The organism is Candidatus Glassbacteria bacterium, assembly GCA_019456185.1.
Classification (GTDB): Bacteria; Gemmatimonadota; Glassbacteria; order GWA2-58-10; family GWA2-58-10; genus JAJRTS01.
Window position 1 is genome coordinate 1 of sequence record VRUH01000049.1, and the last position, 15,975, is coordinate 15,975.

Here is a 15,975-nt window from a genome sequence, read left to right on the forward strand (position 1 = left end):
GCCGAGGGCAGCAGGAAAATGGATCGGAGCGAGCCTTTGACCGCTGAGGCAAAACCCATCCCCAGCCCCGGCGCCAGAATGGCCGCCGAACTGGGAGAGGAGCTCAAGGCCGAGACATTCGGTTTTTTGGATAAGAACCGTGACGGAGTCAACGACCGGTTCGCCGATTTCAACGGCGACGGGATCAACGACGTCACCGGCAGGCCTTATTTCCACAAGTTCCTGTTTATCGACAGAAACGGGGACAAGATCAACGACCTGTTTGCCGATGCCGACGGGGACGGGGTCAACGATTTAGATATCAAGTGGGTGGATACGGATACCGACGGAGTCTGCGACAATATCGTGGATACCGACGGCGACGGGGTCAACGATATAACCGGCCTCCAGTTCAGCAGGAAGAGCCTGCGCGGTTACAAGTTCGGCTGGATCAACGAGGAACGGGAATTCATGATGAGGAATTTCATCGACGAGAACATGGACGGCCTGCCTGATATGCGCCAGATGCGAATGCGTGGTCAGGGAATGCGCCTGCCGATGGACCGTTTTATAGACCGGAACGGGGACGGGATAGACGACAGGAGACAACCACACCAGCGGCTCCGCCGAGGCGGGCCCATCGGAGGACCTAAATGAGGAAGTTGACAGCTTGGCTGTTGTTCGCCATAGCCGCCCACGCCGTTCCCGCACTGGCCCAGACCCAGGTCAAGGTCGGATCCGGCATGCTGATCGATGATAATATCTTCCGCAACTACTCGGGCCAGGGTGATGTAATATTCATGCCCTACGTCGCGCTCGGGTATAGCGCGACTCTGACCGACAACGACAATCTGTATTTCGCTTACGACGGGGATTTCTACCTGTTCAACGAACTGGGTCACCGGGACTTCTCGGTCCACGCTATTGGAGCGGACTACAACCATATCTGGCCGGAAAGCAAGATGTTGCTTTCCGCCGGCACCCGGTTCGAGGGCAGGATCAACCCCGAGGACTATTCCTACTATAATTACTCCTCGGGTGGAGTTTACCTGAACCTCAAACGCTACCTGGCCGACAACCTGTTGATGTACGCCCGATACAACCTGAACGGACGCAGTTTCAAGGAGTTCCCCGAGTTCAACTACGCGGAACAGGTCGGCTCGCTGCGGCTCAATTACAGCCTGCCCAGTAGAACCACTCTCAGCGTCTCGGCTACTTATTCTTACAAGGACTACACTCAGGCCGTGGCAGTGCTGGACTCCAACTATATCTCGCCCGATGACGTGCTCGATAACCTGCAGGGGCTGCCGGGCCAAGGCATGGGACGCGGACGCGGCGGACTCATGAGTTCCCGGATGCAGGATTTCCTGGATCAGCAGGTTGCCGCCAATCCCGAGGGATTCTATGTCTACCGCTACGGTTCGGAGAAGTTCCCCAGCACCAGCCAGTTCGTACTCGGATTGTCGGTGGCGCAGAACCTGGCCGAGGGCACCGGGCTGATGCTGGGCTACTACGGCCGTGCCAATCCCAGCAATCGCAACCGCTTTCTGGCCAATATCGGCGAGAGTGTGTTGAACAACGAGGAACTGTTCGACGACCATTACAGCTATGTGGGACACGAGGGCAAAGTGCAGCTTAAGCAGATGCTGCCCGGCGAAAGCATGCTCACCATGCTTCTCACCGCACGCACCCGTCGCTACAGCGGCAGACCTGCGCTCGACGAGGAAGGTAACGCCCTGCCATCCGCCGAATCCCGGCTGGACAAGGCGCTGGTTTTCAGCGTGCTGTTTACCCGCCGCTTAAGTCTCGGCACATTCTCCATGCTTGAAAATTTCCAACTCTCGCTGCAAGCCGGTGTGGGGGCTAACAACTCCAACGACGCCTATTACGACTACGACAGCGCCTGGTTCAGCATGGGAATCGAAAAGAATTTTTAATCGATAGAATTCCCCTGAGCTTGCTCCGGGGTTACCGCTTTTGTTGTTTTACAGTTAGAAATTCCGGTGGCACGAAGTGCCGGGAAATTGGCTTAATGCCCCGTAGCTTGCTGCGGGGATAGTCAATTTCCAGGAATTTCTTTACTATAAAACCTCACCGAGCTGCTCCAAGACCGGCTCGACTTATCAACCAACCTCATAAGTGCGGTTCACAATCTACCATCATCTAATCTTCGGCATGTACTCCTGAAAACTGCATTTGAAATCAGGTGGTCATCCCTCGCTCCGCGCCTTCCGGCTTGACTATGTCCTGCAAGCATGTAACTTATTTGGTGGTCATGGTTTCAGGAGGGCTTACAAACAATGGCAGTCAAGCAAAATAGTGCAACAGAGGTAATACTGGGTAGCATTGCCGAGGGCGTCTTCACCGTTGATGACCAGTGGGTAATAACCTCTTTCAACCGTGCCGCTACAATTATCACCGGCTTTTCCAGCGACGAGGTAATTGGTTCACCTTGCAAGAACATCTTCCGCAGCAACCTCTGCCAGGTGGTTTGTCCGCTGGCCCAGGCTTTGAGGACAGGCCGGAAAGTGCTCGACCGTGAGCTTCAGATTTTGCGCAAGGACGAGACGGTATTGGACGTAAGGGTCAACGCCGCGGTGCTGTACGATGAACAGGGCACCCCTATCGGCGGAGTGGAGACTTTTCGCGACATATCTCAGATCAAGACTTTGACCGAGGAACTCACCGGAAGGTACGAATTCAGGAATATTATCGGCAAAAGCAAGCGGATGCAGGAAATCTATCAACTGATAGATGATATAACTGATTCCGACTCCACGGTCCTGATCGAAGGTAAAAGCGGTACAGGCAAAGAGCTCATTGCCAACGCGATCCACTACCACTCAAGGAGAAAGAAGAATCCCTTTGTAAAAATCAACTGTTCGGCTTTCAGCGAAAGCCTGCTGGAAAGCGAGTTGTTCGGCCATGTCAGAGGTGCTTTCACGGGGGCTGTAAAAGACAAGCCCGGAAGGTTCGAGTTGGCTGACAAAGGCACAATTTTTCTCGATGAAATCGGAGAGGCGTCTCCCAATACACAAGTGAAGTTTCTCAGAGTATTGCAGGAAAGGCAGTTCGAAAGGGTCGGCGGGACAAGGGCCATCCAGGTAGACCTGAGAGTGATTGCAGCAACCAACAAAGACCTGAAGCAGGAAGTCGAAAAAGGTAATTTCCGCGATGACCTGTATTACCGATTGAATATCATTCCGATAAAGCTGCCCCCCCTGACAAAAAGAAAGGAAGATATTCCGCTGCTTATCGAGCATTTTATCTCAAAATACAACATGATAATGAACAAAACCATCACAGGGACTTCCGGCAGCGCGCTGGATCTGCTGGAAACGTATAATTATCCCGGAAATATTCGGGAACTGGAAAATGCTGTAGAATATGCCTTCAACAGGTGCAGAGGAAAAATAATAAAACCGGAAATGCTGCCTGTCGATTTCCGGCGAGCGGTGATCCCCCAAACGGAAGATTCCCGCGAAGAGAGTGAAAGAGCGAGAATATTAAAGGCCCTGGAAACATCAAAATGGAATAAAAATAGAGCTGCAAAACATTTGAATATGAGCCGAACGACTCTCTGGAGAAAAATGAAAAAGTACAATGTCTCGTATGAAACATAAGGTTTCATCATGCTGGAACAGCAATAACTGTTTGTATTTGTTAGAGTTATAAAATATCCACCCCTATCGGTGTTTCATATAACGGAAACGCCGCCGGCAGAAATACTCCTCCAAGTTAAGATGCATCCTCAATCCGCCTCATTTGGTTCTATCTGTAATGCCTTATAATTCATTGACTTATAACACTGCCCACAGGCACCAGCGGGGGGGAGTATGCATTTTGGCATATCAATTGCCATTACCAAAGCAGGAGGTGATTGAAATAAACAGAATGCTGACAAATTTCTTCATGCTGCACGGCCTGTACTCGAAGGCCCTGAAAGAAGCTAAAAAGGGGTTGGCAAGAAACCCCCAAGATGAACTGTTGCCACAAATAATCTCTAAACTGCGAAAGGAGATGAAGAAAATGAAAGGACAGAGGAAATTCAAGTGTACCGCTTGTGGAATCGAATTTGAAGTCGCGCATGGAACAGGCCACAGAGGCGACCAAATGCATTGCCCGAGCTGCGGTGCTCAGGTTTACCGGCTGGAGGGCGGTTGCGGCGGCAAAGGCCGGGGATTTGAAAGGGGCGGCGGCCAGGGCGGCAGAGGCAGGGGACAATGCGCAGCAGTCAAAGGCCCGCAGAATGGAGCCGATCTCCAAAAGGAAGAGGGCCGGGAATCCGGTAAAACCGAAGGAGGTGAGTAAAATGTACAAAATATTAGGCCAGATAGTAAAAACTATTGTCGGAGAGATAATGAGCAGCGGTGCAAAGAGTTCTCCTTCCGGCAAGGAGTCGAATAGTTCGGCAACTGAAATATTGAATCGAGTTATTGGTGCGGATGGAAGCAAAGGCCGGGGCGGCGGCAAAGGCGGCGGCATGGGCCGAGGCACTGGAGGGGGAGGCATGGGCCAGGACGGTGGCGGCAAAAGCTCCGGGGGCCGGTAAAATTGAAAGCCCGGCAAAAGAACGATTAGGAATCAAAGCGAATCATTAATGCTTTAATCCCGAAGTAGTACTTTCTTCGGTCAGGAATTTGAAGTTCCTTTTGGAGCCAATAAAAGAGGGGATCAAATGCATTGCTCGGGATACGAGGCTGCCCATCATAAAAGCGAGGCGCAGGATACCGCCAAACATGAAGGAGGCAGGTAAAATGTTCGGATTACTAGCTCCAATAGTCAAAATGCTCGCTGTGGAGCTTTTGGGCAGTAGTGTAAAAAGCGTATTGGCCAGCAAGGAGACAAATGCTACGGCAACTGACAAGCTGATTCAAGTTGCTGAAGCGGCTACAAGCAAAAGCAAGGGTGGGGGCGGTAAAGGAGCTGGAAAAGGGTATTAAAGGCTCTAAGCCGATCATGAGGCTGAACTTGTCGAGGTAAAGCTGTCAACCAGGAACAAGGGGGTTAAAGGATGAACGGACAGAGGAGATTTAAATGTGCTGCCTGTGGGATCGAATTTGAAGTCGCGCATGGAACAGGCCAAAGAGGTAACCAAATGCATTGTCCAAGCTGCGGGACGCAAGTTGTCAGGCTCGACGGCGGTTGTGTCGAAAAAGGCAGAGATACTGGCCGGCGCGGCAGAGGCAGATGCTTCGGGGGAGGCGGCCAGGGTGGCAGGAGAAGAGGACGTTACGGTGCCGGTGAAGGCTCGATGCAAAGGTCCGGCCGGGAGGCGAAGACAGCAGCAACAGATACGGCGGCAGAAGGAGCGGCAGCCGAGACCCAAGCAGGATAAATCCTCTTATCGATGAGCTCAAAGGAGGCTGTCATAAAGCTGGAGGGCGTTGAAAGGTTTTTTCAACGCCCCTGGCTTGGAATTACTTGTAAGTCACTAATCACTAAAGATATATAAAGTTCCGCTTTGGAAACTTGACAGCCGCGAATTGAATGCTTGTTAACTTTCCAACACGCATTCCGGTCGAACGGCGAGCAGAGAAAAGGAGCAGAGAATGGCAAGCACGGTTAACAAAATTATTGGTATCGGCGGCTCGATTATTGGGACGGTTCTGGTTCCCCTGATAGTTAAGAAGTTATCCAAGGTTTTTTCAAAGTCGAATCCCGGAAAAAAACGGTTCGAGGTTAGCACTGAATCTCAAGTTTCCGGCCAAGAGGAAATCGGTGATCAGAATGAAACAGAATGAGCAAGTGTCCTTATATTCAATCCTGGTGAATACAACCCTTTTTATCCTCAAGGGTGGGGCGGCATTTTTATCTGGAAGCATATCCGCCATGGCGGAAGCTATTCATTCTTCGATAGATCTGCTGGCGTCTGTTATCGTATTTATCGGCTTGAAAATCTCCAAGCAGAAGTCTGAACGGTTCCCTTACGGGCTGTATAAAGTCGAAAACCTCGTTTCGGTCCTGGTCGCGGGATTCATTTTGTATGCCGGCTATGAAATCGTTCTGGAGATCATCTCTGGAGAATATAATCCAATCAGGAATATTTACCTGGTCTTTGGTCTTTATGTAATTGTTTTTATCATAACTTACGCATTCTCCAGATATGAGTTGAAGGCCGCCGAAAAGATCGGTTCTCCCAGCCTGATGGCCGATGGAAAACATATCAGGATAGACATGTTTTCGGTGGGGGCGGTGATGACAGGATTTGTGGGGGAATTTATCGGTTTCAGGATCGATAAAATAGCAGCGCTGGTAATAGTCTTCTTTATTCTGAAAACGAGCCTGGAACTAATAGTCAATACGGTGAAAGTCCTGCTCGACGGTTCTCTGGACGAGAAAGAGATCGCTAAAATCAGAAAAATTATCATGGCGGAGTCTTTGGTAAAACAAGTCAAAGAGTTAAGAGGAAGGAACTCGGGAAATTATGTTTTTATCGAAGCGAACATAGTTATCGATTCGACCAGTTTCAGCGAAGCTCATAAAGCAACCGAAAGGATTGAACGCGCTGTCAAGAGCGCGTTGAACAACGTTGAGATGATAAGAATTCACTATGAACCGACCGTGACAGATTTGACGGAAGGCGATGTTTCTTTGAATGAACGGAAAAAAGGGTTCTTCGGCAAAGCAACAAATTATGCATCCGGAATAATCTCGGAAGTTATTAAGGCTAAAGGATGTAAATCAAGCGGGTACCGGAGGAGAAGAAGAATGAAAGATCCCGCCTGTTATCGGTAAAAATGGAATCTCCAGAGTTGGAAGTCCCGACGTGAGGTCTTTATCGCAAAGATTCATTATCGCTTTTCTGCCAGAGAGTTCGCCAATGACCTGCAAGGAGCTATAAAATGAGCGGGCTTATGAAAAATGTATTAAAGATATTCCAAAAAAATCCGCAGATTGCAGAAGGCGCTTCGGCGGTTGGTACATCGATAATAAAAACCGGCATCTCTTTTGTTAAAAAACCAGCGGTCATCGCCTATATAAAACATATATTCCATCCGAAAAAACTTGGTAAATACAGCACAAGAGAAGTCAGAGAGGTAGAAATAAATGCTGATTGGATAGCTGGTTATATTAAAGAAAAAAATATCAGGCCTGGTAGGGTAGGGATAGACGGGCTTCCCGGCTCAGGGAAAAGCACACTCGCCAATGCCCTGTCAGATCGATTGAAGATGGAGTGGATTTCCCTTGATTACGAGTTGACCAACGAGCCCTGCCAGTTAAACAGAAATAGGTCTATTTATGAACACCATCGGCTTTTCAGGACTCAAGATCTGGATGTGTTCGATTTGATAATATTTATAGATTTGCCAGTTGAGAAAATCAAGGAACAGATAATTGAAAGAGGACAGGGAGCTGTGAATGTTGAGATCTTCGATTACAATCTGATGCAGGAAATCGGCAGGACTGCCTTTGAACTTGCCGATGGTGAAAAAATCAGGGTTACCGAATCTCATCTGTACATGAAAATAAGACCGGCAGCAGGATTTAACATAGATGAAAATTTGGATGAAATGTTAAAAACAAATGGTTTTCTGAATACAGATATACTGTCCAAAGAAGAAAAACTCTTTCTTTTAATTGAGGGAAAAGCAAAAAAGGGGCTGTTCGCTTATAATCAGGGTGGCAAGTATGCAATGGAATTACTAGATAATATTGGTGAGTTTTATAAATATGTTGATTGCCGTCGTTATAGAAGGTTCTAAGTATTTTCTCAAGTGCCTGGATAAGCCTTAACTTGACATATGAGTGTTATTCGAAATTGGAGTTTTTCTGTGCGGAACGCTATTGTATTGTCACTTATCGGCTTACTCCAGTTATACCTGTCTTTCAGTATGAATGGAATAAAATGGCTCTTGATCTGGAGTGCGGTCAGTTTCATGATTGCAGGAATGAGCTATATCTGGTTCGGTCCCCGGGTCTTCGGTAAAAAACCTGATGGGAAATTAGATAAATGGCGAGTGCTTGTAATGTTGCCATTTTTGCTGTTGATCTGGATGAAATGGCGTATCAGCAAATTTCTGGCAAACGAAGAGTGCTGGAATAAAATAATTCCCAATTTGTATCTTGGACGCCGGGCATTTGCTAACGAATTGCCCGATGATATAATCATGATTGTCGATCTGGCGGCAGAGTTTCCCGCGCCAATAAACGTTGAATCAGTGGCCGAGTATTTGAGTTGCCCAACATTGGACAATTCTGCAATGGATCTCAAACTTTTGCAGAAATCGGTTAATTCAATAACTGCTTGCCGGGGAGGGGTATATGTTCATTGTGCGCAGGGCCATGGAAGATCAGCAACAGTTGTTGGCGCGGTCCTGTTAGCAAGGGGAGTTGCAGGGAATACAGAAGAAGCAGTGGCACTGATGAAGAAAGCTCGACCTAAGGTTCTCTTGAATAGACATCAACGGCGATTGCTGAATAGGTTTATTAAGAAAATAAATAGTCACTAAACCGATTGAAAATCTTAAAAAGATGATCATCGGAGAGCTTTTTCTACTTGATATAAGAACATGAGGTGGAATGTGTCAACAATGGTACTCAGGCCGTCAAGCTATACAAACAGTCAATGGACAGTGGGCAGCCGTTTGATGCTGTGATCCTGGACTTGACAATCCCGGGCGGAATGGGAGGCCAGGAGACAATCAAGAAGCTGCTGAAGATAGACCCTAAGATAAAAACGATAGCATCCAGCGGCTGTTCCAACGATCCGGAGTTAGCCAAGTTTGAGGAATATGGGTTTTTCGGCAGAGTTTCGAAGCCGTATCAGATCGATCAGTTGCGGGAAGTACTGCAAGGAGTGATGCAGGAGAAGAAAGGTTGATTTGGAAAAAAGGGCTTGAGTTAAGGGCCATCTTAGCGGGGCAATACCAGGATGCTTGAACAGCTAGGGCATGAGGCGGAATACGCCAAAAATGGTACTCAGGCCATCGAGATGTACGAGCAGGCAAAAGACTCCGGCCAGCCGTTTGATGTTGTGATTCTGGACCTGACGATTCCCGGCGGTATGGGGGGCAGGGAGACGATCGAGAAATTACGTGAGATAGACCCGGATGTGAGGGCTATAGTAGCCAGCGGCTATTCAAATGATCCGGTGATGTCTGAGCCGGAGAAACACGGTTTCAGAGGTGTTGTACCGAAGCCGTACCGGATAGAGAAGTTGCGGGAAGTGCTGCAGAGTGTGCTGAATGAAACGAACGGTTGATCAGGAAAAAGTGCTTAACTGGGTGCCCATTTTAGCGGGTCAATTCCAAAAAGTCGGTCAAAGCGACTAACCCTCCCTAAATTAAATCAAAGGGTAAACTTGAAAACGCGAACCCCGGTTTTAAGGCCGGAGCATCTTCACGAACGAATCAAATGGTGATTTTTTACTACTAACAGGAACTGCCATTATTCTTATATTATCTTACTTCTTATTTCTTCACTTCCGCTAAAAATTCCACCCGACATTGCATGTCGTCAGAACATGTTGGATAGTTGGTGTTGAATATTAGGTGTAGAACTCAGTAATTGCAACTGATCTTTCAACTCCTCAACAATAGGAATCAATGTGATATTTGCACAGAGTTACCTGTATTTCCTCTGAAATCTGAGAAAAATGTTGGGGATAGTGTTGGGGGCGGAAAGATTACGAAAAGAGAAAAGGGTCTGAGATATCTCTCAAACCCTTTTATTACAATGGCGGGGTCGACGAGATTTGAACTCGCGACCTCCGGCTTGACAGGCCGGCGTTCTAACCATCTGAACTACGACCCCGCATATTCTCGAATCTGAGGATTGTTAATCTAACATTAAGCTACTAAATGTCAACTAATATCTCATTTTACAGCCCGATAACGCCAACGATAAATTCCGGCGCACCTTATACCTGCCAAGTGATTAACTGATTCACCACAGATTTGTTTCACCCATCAGGAAGTTATCGATACCCCGTGCAGCCTGCCGCCCCTGAAAAATTGCATGGACCACCAACGAGGCTCCTCGGACCATGTCTCCAGCACTGAAAACTTTTTCCTCACTGCTCAGATAATTTTTATCCACCATCACGTTACCGCGCCGATCCAGTACCAAACCCAACTCGTCCAGCATTCCTTCCTGTACGGGATGGACAAAACCCATGGCCAGCAGGACCAAATCTGCATCCATGGTAAATTCCGTACCCTTTTTTCCCATGAATTTTTCCTTGTCTGGATCCAACTCGACCTCGACGCCGTGGAGCTTTGCAACTCGCCCGTCCTGACCCTCGAGGCTTGTGGTCATCCGAGACCAGTAACGCGTGCAGCCCTCGTCATGCGAGGAGCTGGTGCGCAGGATATTGGGCCAGGTGGGCCAGGGGGTTGCCTCATTTTTCGATTCCGGCGGCCGGGCCAGGATTTCTAGCTGGATTATTTCCGCCGCGCCCTGACGGTTGCAGGTACCCACGCAGTCCGCACCCGTATCTCCACCGCCGATTACAAGGACTCGCTTGCCTGTGGCAAGAATCTCCTGTTCCGGCGCAATCGCCTCGCCAGCCGCTCGCCGATTCTGCTGCTCCAGGAAATCCATCGCGAAATGAACCCCATCAAGATCACGGCCGGCAACCGGTAAGTCCCGCGGCTGCATGGCACCGGCTGCCAGACAAACAGCATCGTACTGGCGCACCAGATAGCGGACGGAAACATCCGGCCCCACATGGACATTGGTCCGGAAATCGATTCCCTCTGCCTTGAGCTGGCGCAATCTGCGCTCAATTACGCCCTTGTCGAGTTTGAAATCGGGGATCCCATAACGCAGCAGTCCGCCCAGGCGGTCCTGTTTTTCGTAGAGAACGACCGTGTGTCCCACGCGGCGCAACTGCTGGGCGCAGGCCAGACCGGCCGGTCCGCTGCCCACCACGGCCACCCGCCTGCCGGTCTCCTGCTTTGGCGGCTGCGGCTCGACCCATCCCTGCTCGAATCCCTTTTCGATAATCTGCAGCTCGATCTGCTTGATCGAGACAGGCTCGTCGTGGATCGCCACCACGCAGGCCGGTTCGCATGGCGCCGGGCAGGCCCGTCCGGTGAACTCCGGGAAATTGTTCGTACTGTGCAGCACATCCAGCGCATCCCGCCAGCGGTCGCGGTAAATCAGGTCGTTGAATTCAGGAATGACATTCTCCACCGGACAGCCCATGCCCTGGCAGAACGGAATCCCGCAATCCATGCAGCGAGCGCCCTGGGTGCGAAGAGCCTCTTCGGGCAGAAGCGGATAAACTTCCTCGTAATCCTTAATCCTCTCTGCAACCGGACGAGCCGCGGGTCCCTCCCGCTTGTATTCGATAAACCCGGTAGGCTTACCCATTCCAGACCTCCACCCGTTTCGTTTCCTCGTCTTCCTTGATCATCTGCCCCAGCGCACGACGGTATTCCATCGGCATCACCTTGACAAACTGATTAATCTTGTCGCGCCAGTTGTCCATGATATGCTTCGCCAGCGGACTGCCCGTGAACTTGATGTGCTGCTCGATCATCCGCTTCAGCATCGCGATATCCTTCTCGTCGCTCACGGATTCGAGATCCACCATGTCAAGGTTACAGCGCTGATCGAACAACCGCTGCTCGTCGTATACGAACGTGATCCCGCCGCTCATGCCGGCCGCGAAATTGAGACCCGTGGGACCCAACACTACCACCACGCCGCCGGTCATGTATTCGCAGCCATGATCGCCCACTCCCTCCACCACCGCGTATGCGCCGCTGTTACGGATGGCGAACCGCTCACCGGCGCAGCCGTTGAAATAAGCCTGTCCCCCAGTGGCTCCGTAGAGTACAACATTTCCGACAATAATATTATCTTCCGGTTTGAACGACGAGCTTTCCGGAGGGCTGATCACGATCCGGCCGCCGCTCATACCCTTGCCCACATAGTCGTTGGCGTCGCCGTGAAGGCGGAGGCTGATGCCGTTGGCCAGGAACGCGCCGAAACTCTGACCCGCCGATCCGATAAGCCTGATATCAATGGTGTCCTGCGGCAGCCCGCGCGCGGCGAACGTACGCGCCACCTTGCCACTGAGCAGAGTGCCCACGGAACGGTTCACATTGCGGATCTGCCGCTCGATCCTCACTTTTTTCTTCTCTTCCAGCGCCTGTTTCGCCTCGGCGATCAGTTCGTGGTCCAGCGCTCCCTCGGTCACGTCAGGCTGACGGGCCATGCTCCTCAATGTTCCGCCGGCGGGCACAGGAGGCGGAGCCAGCAGACTGCTTAAATTTACTCCCCGGGCTTTCCAGTGACCCAGCGCCTGCTCAACCTCGAGCAGATCGACCCTGCCAACCAGGTCCTCGAACTTGCGGAATCCGAGATCGCTCATTATCCCGCGGACTTCCTCTGCGATAAAGCGGAAGAAATTGACCACGTGGTCCGCCTTGCCGAGAAAGCGTTTACGAAGTTTCTTGTCCTGGGTTGCGACTCCCGCCGGGCAGGTATTCAGGTGGCACTTGCGCATCATCACGCAGCCCATCACGATCAGCGCCGAGGTGGCGAACCCGAATTCCTCGGCTCCCAGCATGGCGGCAATCACCACATCACGCCCGGTTTTCATCTGCCCGTCGACCTGGAGCCTGACTTTACTGCGAAGGTTGTTCATCACCAGCACCTGCTGGGTTTCGGCCAGGCCGATCTCCCAGGGTAGGCCGGCATGCTTGATCGAACTCAAGGGGCTTGCGCCGGTCCCGCCCGCATCGCCGGCAATCACGACCACGTCGCTGCGAGCCTTGGCCACGCCCGCAGCCACGGTGCCGACACCGATCTCGGATACCAGCTTGACACTCACCCTGGCCTGCGGATTGACATTCTTGAGGTCGAAGATTAGCTGCGCCAGATCCTCGATTGAATAGATATCGTGGTGCGGCGGCGGCGAGATCAGCGTTACTCCGGGCACGGAATGACGGACCCGGGCGATCTCCCTGCTGACCTTATGGCCCGGCAACTGTCCGCCCTCACCGGGTTTGGATCCCTGGGCGACCTTGATCTGCAAATCCTTGGCGTTCACCAGGTAGTTGGTGGTTACTCCGAACCGGCCGCTGGCCACCTGCTTGATCGCACTGTTCATGCTGTCGCCGTTGGGCAGGGTCTCGAACCGGGCCTCGTCCTCGCCGCCCTCGCCGCTGTTGCTCATTCCGCCGATCCGGTTCATGGCGATCGCCAGGGTCTGATGCGCCTCGCGGCTGATCGAGCCGAAACTCATCGCTCCGCTGACAAAACGCTTCATGATTTCCTCGGCCGGCTCCACCTCCTTTAACGGAACCTTGTCGCCCGCCTTGAACCTGAGCAGTCCGCGCAAGGACTGGAGCACCTCGGTACGCTCGTTGGCAATCGAGGAAAACTTGCGGAAAAGCTCGAAATCTCCCCTGGCGGTTGCCTGCTGGAGAGTAAAAATCGCTTCCGGGCTCCAGGCGTGGTACTCGCCCCGCTTTCGGAAACTGTACTCGCCCGAGCGCGGCAGCATCAGCCTGCCTCCGTCACTCCGCGCAGGGAACGCCAGCTTGTGACGGCAGAGGACTTCCTCGATCACCACCTCCAGCCCTATCCCGCCGATCCGGGACACAGTACCGGGGAAATAACGCTCGATAAAAGCTGAATCCAGCCCAACCGCCTCGAAAATCTGCGCCCCGCGATAACTGCGGACCGTCGAAATCCCCATCTTGGAGAAAATCTTCAGCAGGCCTTTCTCCACCGCTTTCATGTAATTGTCGATCGCGTCCGGGATATTGCTCTCCTGCTCCAGCGAACCGTTGATCGCCATGTCCGCGACACTCTCGAAGGCGAGGAAAGGGATAATCGCGCTGGCGCCGCAGCCCAGCAACTGGGCGAAATGTGCCACCTCGCGGGCTTCCCCGGTTTCAATCACCAAGCCGATCCTGGTGCGCAGCCCGCAGCGAAGAAGGTGATGATGCACCGCCGAGACCGCCAGCAGGCTGGGAATCGCCGCCGTTTCCTCGTTGATCCCGCGGTCGCTGAGCACGATCAGGGAGTAGCTTTCCTCAACAGCCTGCTCAGCTTCCTTGAAACAACGCTCGAGCGTCTTGTGTACGCCCTCGATACCCTCTGCGATCTTGAAGATGATCGGGACGATGAGTGTGCGGAAATTCTCGTGCTGGGCGTGCTTGAGCTTATCCAGGTCGTCGTTGGTCAGGATCGGCCGGCTGAGTTTGAGCAGACCGGCGTTGCGCGGAGTTTCCTTGATCAGGTTAGCCTCGCGGCCGATATAGCTCATCAGCGACATCACCAGCTGCTCGCGGATCGGATCGATTGCCGGGTTGGTCACCTGGGCGAAAAGCTGCTTGAAATAATTGAACAGCAGCTTGGGGCGGTCGCTGAGCACCGCCAGGGGCGTATCATTGCCCATCGAGCCCACCGGCTCGCTGCCTTTCGAGGCCATCGGGCCCAGGATCACGCTCAGGTCCTCGTCCGTATAACCGAACGCGATCTGACGCTGGACGATTGTCTCCTGTATCGGACGGACCGGCATGGCGCAGTCGAACAGCCCGCGCAGCTCGATCCGGTTTTCGTTGACCCAGCGGCGGTAGGGCTGGAGACGGCTGATTACCGCTTTGATCTCGGGATCGTAAATTATGCGTTTCTCTTCGGTATCGATCAGCACCATCTGGCCCGGTCCCACCCGTCCCTTGCTGCGGATTTTTTCGGGCGGGAACTCGAGCACTCCCACCTCGCTGGCCAGCACGAACAGATTGTCGTGGGTGACCACGTAGCGCGCCGGGCGAAGGCCGTTGCGGTCGAGGCAGCTGCCGATCACCCGGCCATCGGTGAACGAGATTGCCGCCGGACCGTCCCAGGGTTCCATCAGTATACTGTGGTACTCGAAAAACCCGCGCTGGTCCTCGCTCATCTGGTACTTTGCGCCCCAGGCTTCCGGGATCAGCATCATCATGGCGTGGGGCAGGCTGCGGCCGCAGGCGGTCAGCATTTCGGCGATATTGTCCAGGGCCATCGAGTCGCTTCCGCCGGGCGTGATAATCGGCAACAGTTTCTTGAGATCGTCGCCGAAAAGCTCGCTCTCGATAGTCGCTTCCCGGGCGCGGGTCCAGTTTACATTGCCGCGCAGGGTGTTGATCTCACCGTTATGGGCCAGAACGCGAAACGGCTGGGCGAGTTCCCAGGAGGGGAAAGTGTTCGTGCTGTAGCGCTGATGGACCATGGCGAGAACGCTGGTCAGCGACTGGTCATTAAGGTCGTCGAAAAAGAGCGGCACCTGGTGGGCCAGCATCAGCCCCTTGTAAATAATCGTGCGGGATGAAAGGCTTGGTATGTGAAAACCGCAGCATTGGGCATCCTCGCGCCCGCGGACACGGTTCTCGGCAATCTTGCGGACCAGCAGCAGTTTCCGTTCCAGCGCGTCCTGATCTTTATCGCTGGAACCGATGAAAAAGTGTCTGATATCCGGCATGCTTTTGCGAGCGGACTTGCCCAGCGCATCCGGATTGACCGGAACATCCCGCCAACCGAGAAATTTCTGCCCGGCCTCGGCCACGGACTGTTCGAGTTCGGAGATACAGAAATCGCGCAGTTCCTGATCACCCGGCAGGAAAACCACACCTACTCCGTAGGACCCGAATTCAGGCAGGCCGAACCCAAGCTCCGCGCACTTCTTCCGGAAAAAACCGTCGCAAATCTGGATCAGGATCCCGGCCCCGTCACCTGTCTCGGGATCATCGGCCACCGCTCCCCTGTGGGTCAGATTGATCAGGATCTGGATACCCTGGCGGATTATCTCATGACTGGGCTCGCCATCCACGTGAGCGACAAAACCGACTCCGCAGTTATCGTGCTCGGTCTCCGGCCGGTAGAGAGTGCGATGCGCCGGAAGAGTTCTCGGATCGATTTTACTCACCAGCCCAGTCTCCGGTAGAAATCTGCTGAAGACGATTGTACCCGAGTCATTCCTGAGGCCTGCCGAAGAACGCCGGGAAGACGAAGCGGACACTGACATGGAAGGAAGAATTACGGGCCGAAGCCTGCTTC

13 protein-coding genes, 1 tRNA gene and 1 pseudogene are annotated in these 15,975 nt (G+C 52.5%); 11 read left to right on the plus strand and 4 right to left on the minus strand.

Annotated features, from left to right (window positions below):
• Nucleotides 1–36: 36 nt before the first annotated feature.
• The 4 genes and pseudogenes from FVQ81_14500 to FVQ81_14515 all read left to right on the plus strand — a co-directional run bounded on the left by FVQ81_14500 (nt 37) and on the right by FVQ81_14515 (nt 4,185).
• On the plus strand, nt 37–636 hold the full coding sequence (locus FVQ81_14500) for a hypothetical protein (protein ID MBW7997752.1): 600 nt from the start codon (nt 37–39) through the stop codon (nt 634–636).
• Complete coding sequence (locus FVQ81_14505) at nt 633–1,916, plus strand: hypothetical protein (protein MBW7997753.1); 1,284 nt, start codon at nt 633–635, stop codon at nt 1,914–1,916. The genes FVQ81_14500 and FVQ81_14505 overlap by 4 nt, the downstream gene beginning before the upstream one ends.
• Nucleotides 1,917–2,279: 363 nt before the next feature.
• Complete coding sequence (locus FVQ81_14510; protein ID MBW7997754.1) at nt 2,280–3,602, plus strand: PAS domain-containing protein; 1,323 nt, start codon at nt 2,280–2,282, stop codon at nt 3,600–3,602.
• Between the two features lie 406 nt (nt 3,603–4,008).
• Nucleotides 4,009–4,185 (plus strand): annotated as a pseudogene (locus tag FVQ81_14515) (zinc ribbon domain-containing protein).
• 118 nt (nt 4,186–4,303) lie between these two features.
• Here the strand turns inward: FVQ81_14515 and FVQ81_14520 are convergent.
• Nucleotides 4,304–4,567 (minus strand): hypothetical protein, encoded by a 264-nt coding sequence (locus FVQ81_14520; GenBank protein MBW7997755.1) that lies wholly within the window; start codon nt 4,565–4,567, stop codon nt 4,304–4,306.
• 151 nt (nt 4,568–4,718) lie between these two features.
• Here FVQ81_14520 and FVQ81_14525 point away from each other — a divergent pair, with 151 nt between their 5' ends.
• The 7 genes from FVQ81_14525 (at nt 4,719) to FVQ81_14555 (ending at nt 9,184) form a co-directional block, all read left to right on the plus strand.
• Nucleotides 4,719–4,922: a hypothetical protein gene (locus tag FVQ81_14525; GenBank protein ID MBW7997756.1), complete on the plus strand. Its 204-nt coding sequence runs from the start codon at nt 4,719–4,721 to the stop codon at nt 4,920–4,922.
• A gap of 609 nt (nt 4,923–5,531) precedes the next feature.
• Complete coding sequence (locus FVQ81_14530; GenBank protein MBW7997757.1) at nt 5,532–5,723, plus strand: hypothetical protein; 192 nt, start codon at nt 5,532–5,534, stop codon at nt 5,721–5,723.
• The gene (locus tag FVQ81_14535) at nt 5,710–6,717 is read left to right on the plus strand and encodes a cation transporter (protein MBW7997758.1); all 1,008 of its coding nucleotides are present in this window, start codon (nt 5,710–5,712) and stop codon (nt 6,715–6,717) included. Before FVQ81_14530 ends, FVQ81_14535 begins: the two co-directional genes overlap by 14 nt.
• A 107-nt stretch (nt 6,718–6,824) precedes the next feature.
• On the plus strand, nt 6,825–7,685 hold the full coding sequence (locus tag FVQ81_14540) for a hypothetical protein (protein MBW7997759.1): 861 nt from the start codon (nt 6,825–6,827) through the stop codon (nt 7,683–7,685).
• Nucleotides 7,686–7,724: 39 nt separating this feature from the next.
• On the plus strand, nt 7,725–8,432 hold the full coding sequence (locus FVQ81_14545) for a hypothetical protein (GenBank protein MBW7997760.1): 708 nt from the start codon (nt 7,725–7,727) through the stop codon (nt 8,430–8,432).
• A gap of 65 nt (nt 8,433–8,497) precedes the next feature.
• Complete coding sequence (locus FVQ81_14550) at nt 8,498–8,803, plus strand: response regulator (GenBank protein ID MBW7997761.1); 306 nt, start codon at nt 8,498–8,500, stop codon at nt 8,801–8,803.
• 51 nt (nt 8,804–8,854) lie between these two features.
• Entirely contained in the window at nt 8,855–9,184 is a 330-nt protein-coding gene (locus tag FVQ81_14555) for a response regulator (protein MBW7997762.1), read from the plus strand.
• Nucleotides 9,185–9,658: 474 nt separating this feature from the next.
• Here FVQ81_14555 and FVQ81_14560 read toward each other — a convergent pair.
• The 3 genes from FVQ81_14560 to gltB form a co-directional block, all read right to left on the minus strand.
• A tRNA-Asp gene (locus FVQ81_14560) sits at nt 9,659–9,735 on the minus strand.
• Nucleotides 9,736–9,867: 132 nt separating this feature from the next.
• Nucleotides 9,868–11,298, minus strand: coding sequence for a glutamate synthase subunit beta (locus tag FVQ81_14565; GenBank protein ID MBW7997763.1), 1,431 nt, complete (start codon nt 11,296–11,298; stop codon nt 9,868–9,870).
• The gene (gene gltB, locus FVQ81_14570; GenBank protein ID MBW7997764.1) at nt 11,291–15,943 is read right to left on the minus strand and encodes a glutamate synthase large subunit; all 4,653 of its coding nucleotides are present in this window, start codon (nt 15,941–15,943) and stop codon (nt 11,291–11,293) included. The genes FVQ81_14565 and gltB overlap by 8 nt, the downstream gene beginning before the upstream one ends.
• Between the last annotated feature and the right edge of the window lie 32 nt (nt 15,944–15,975).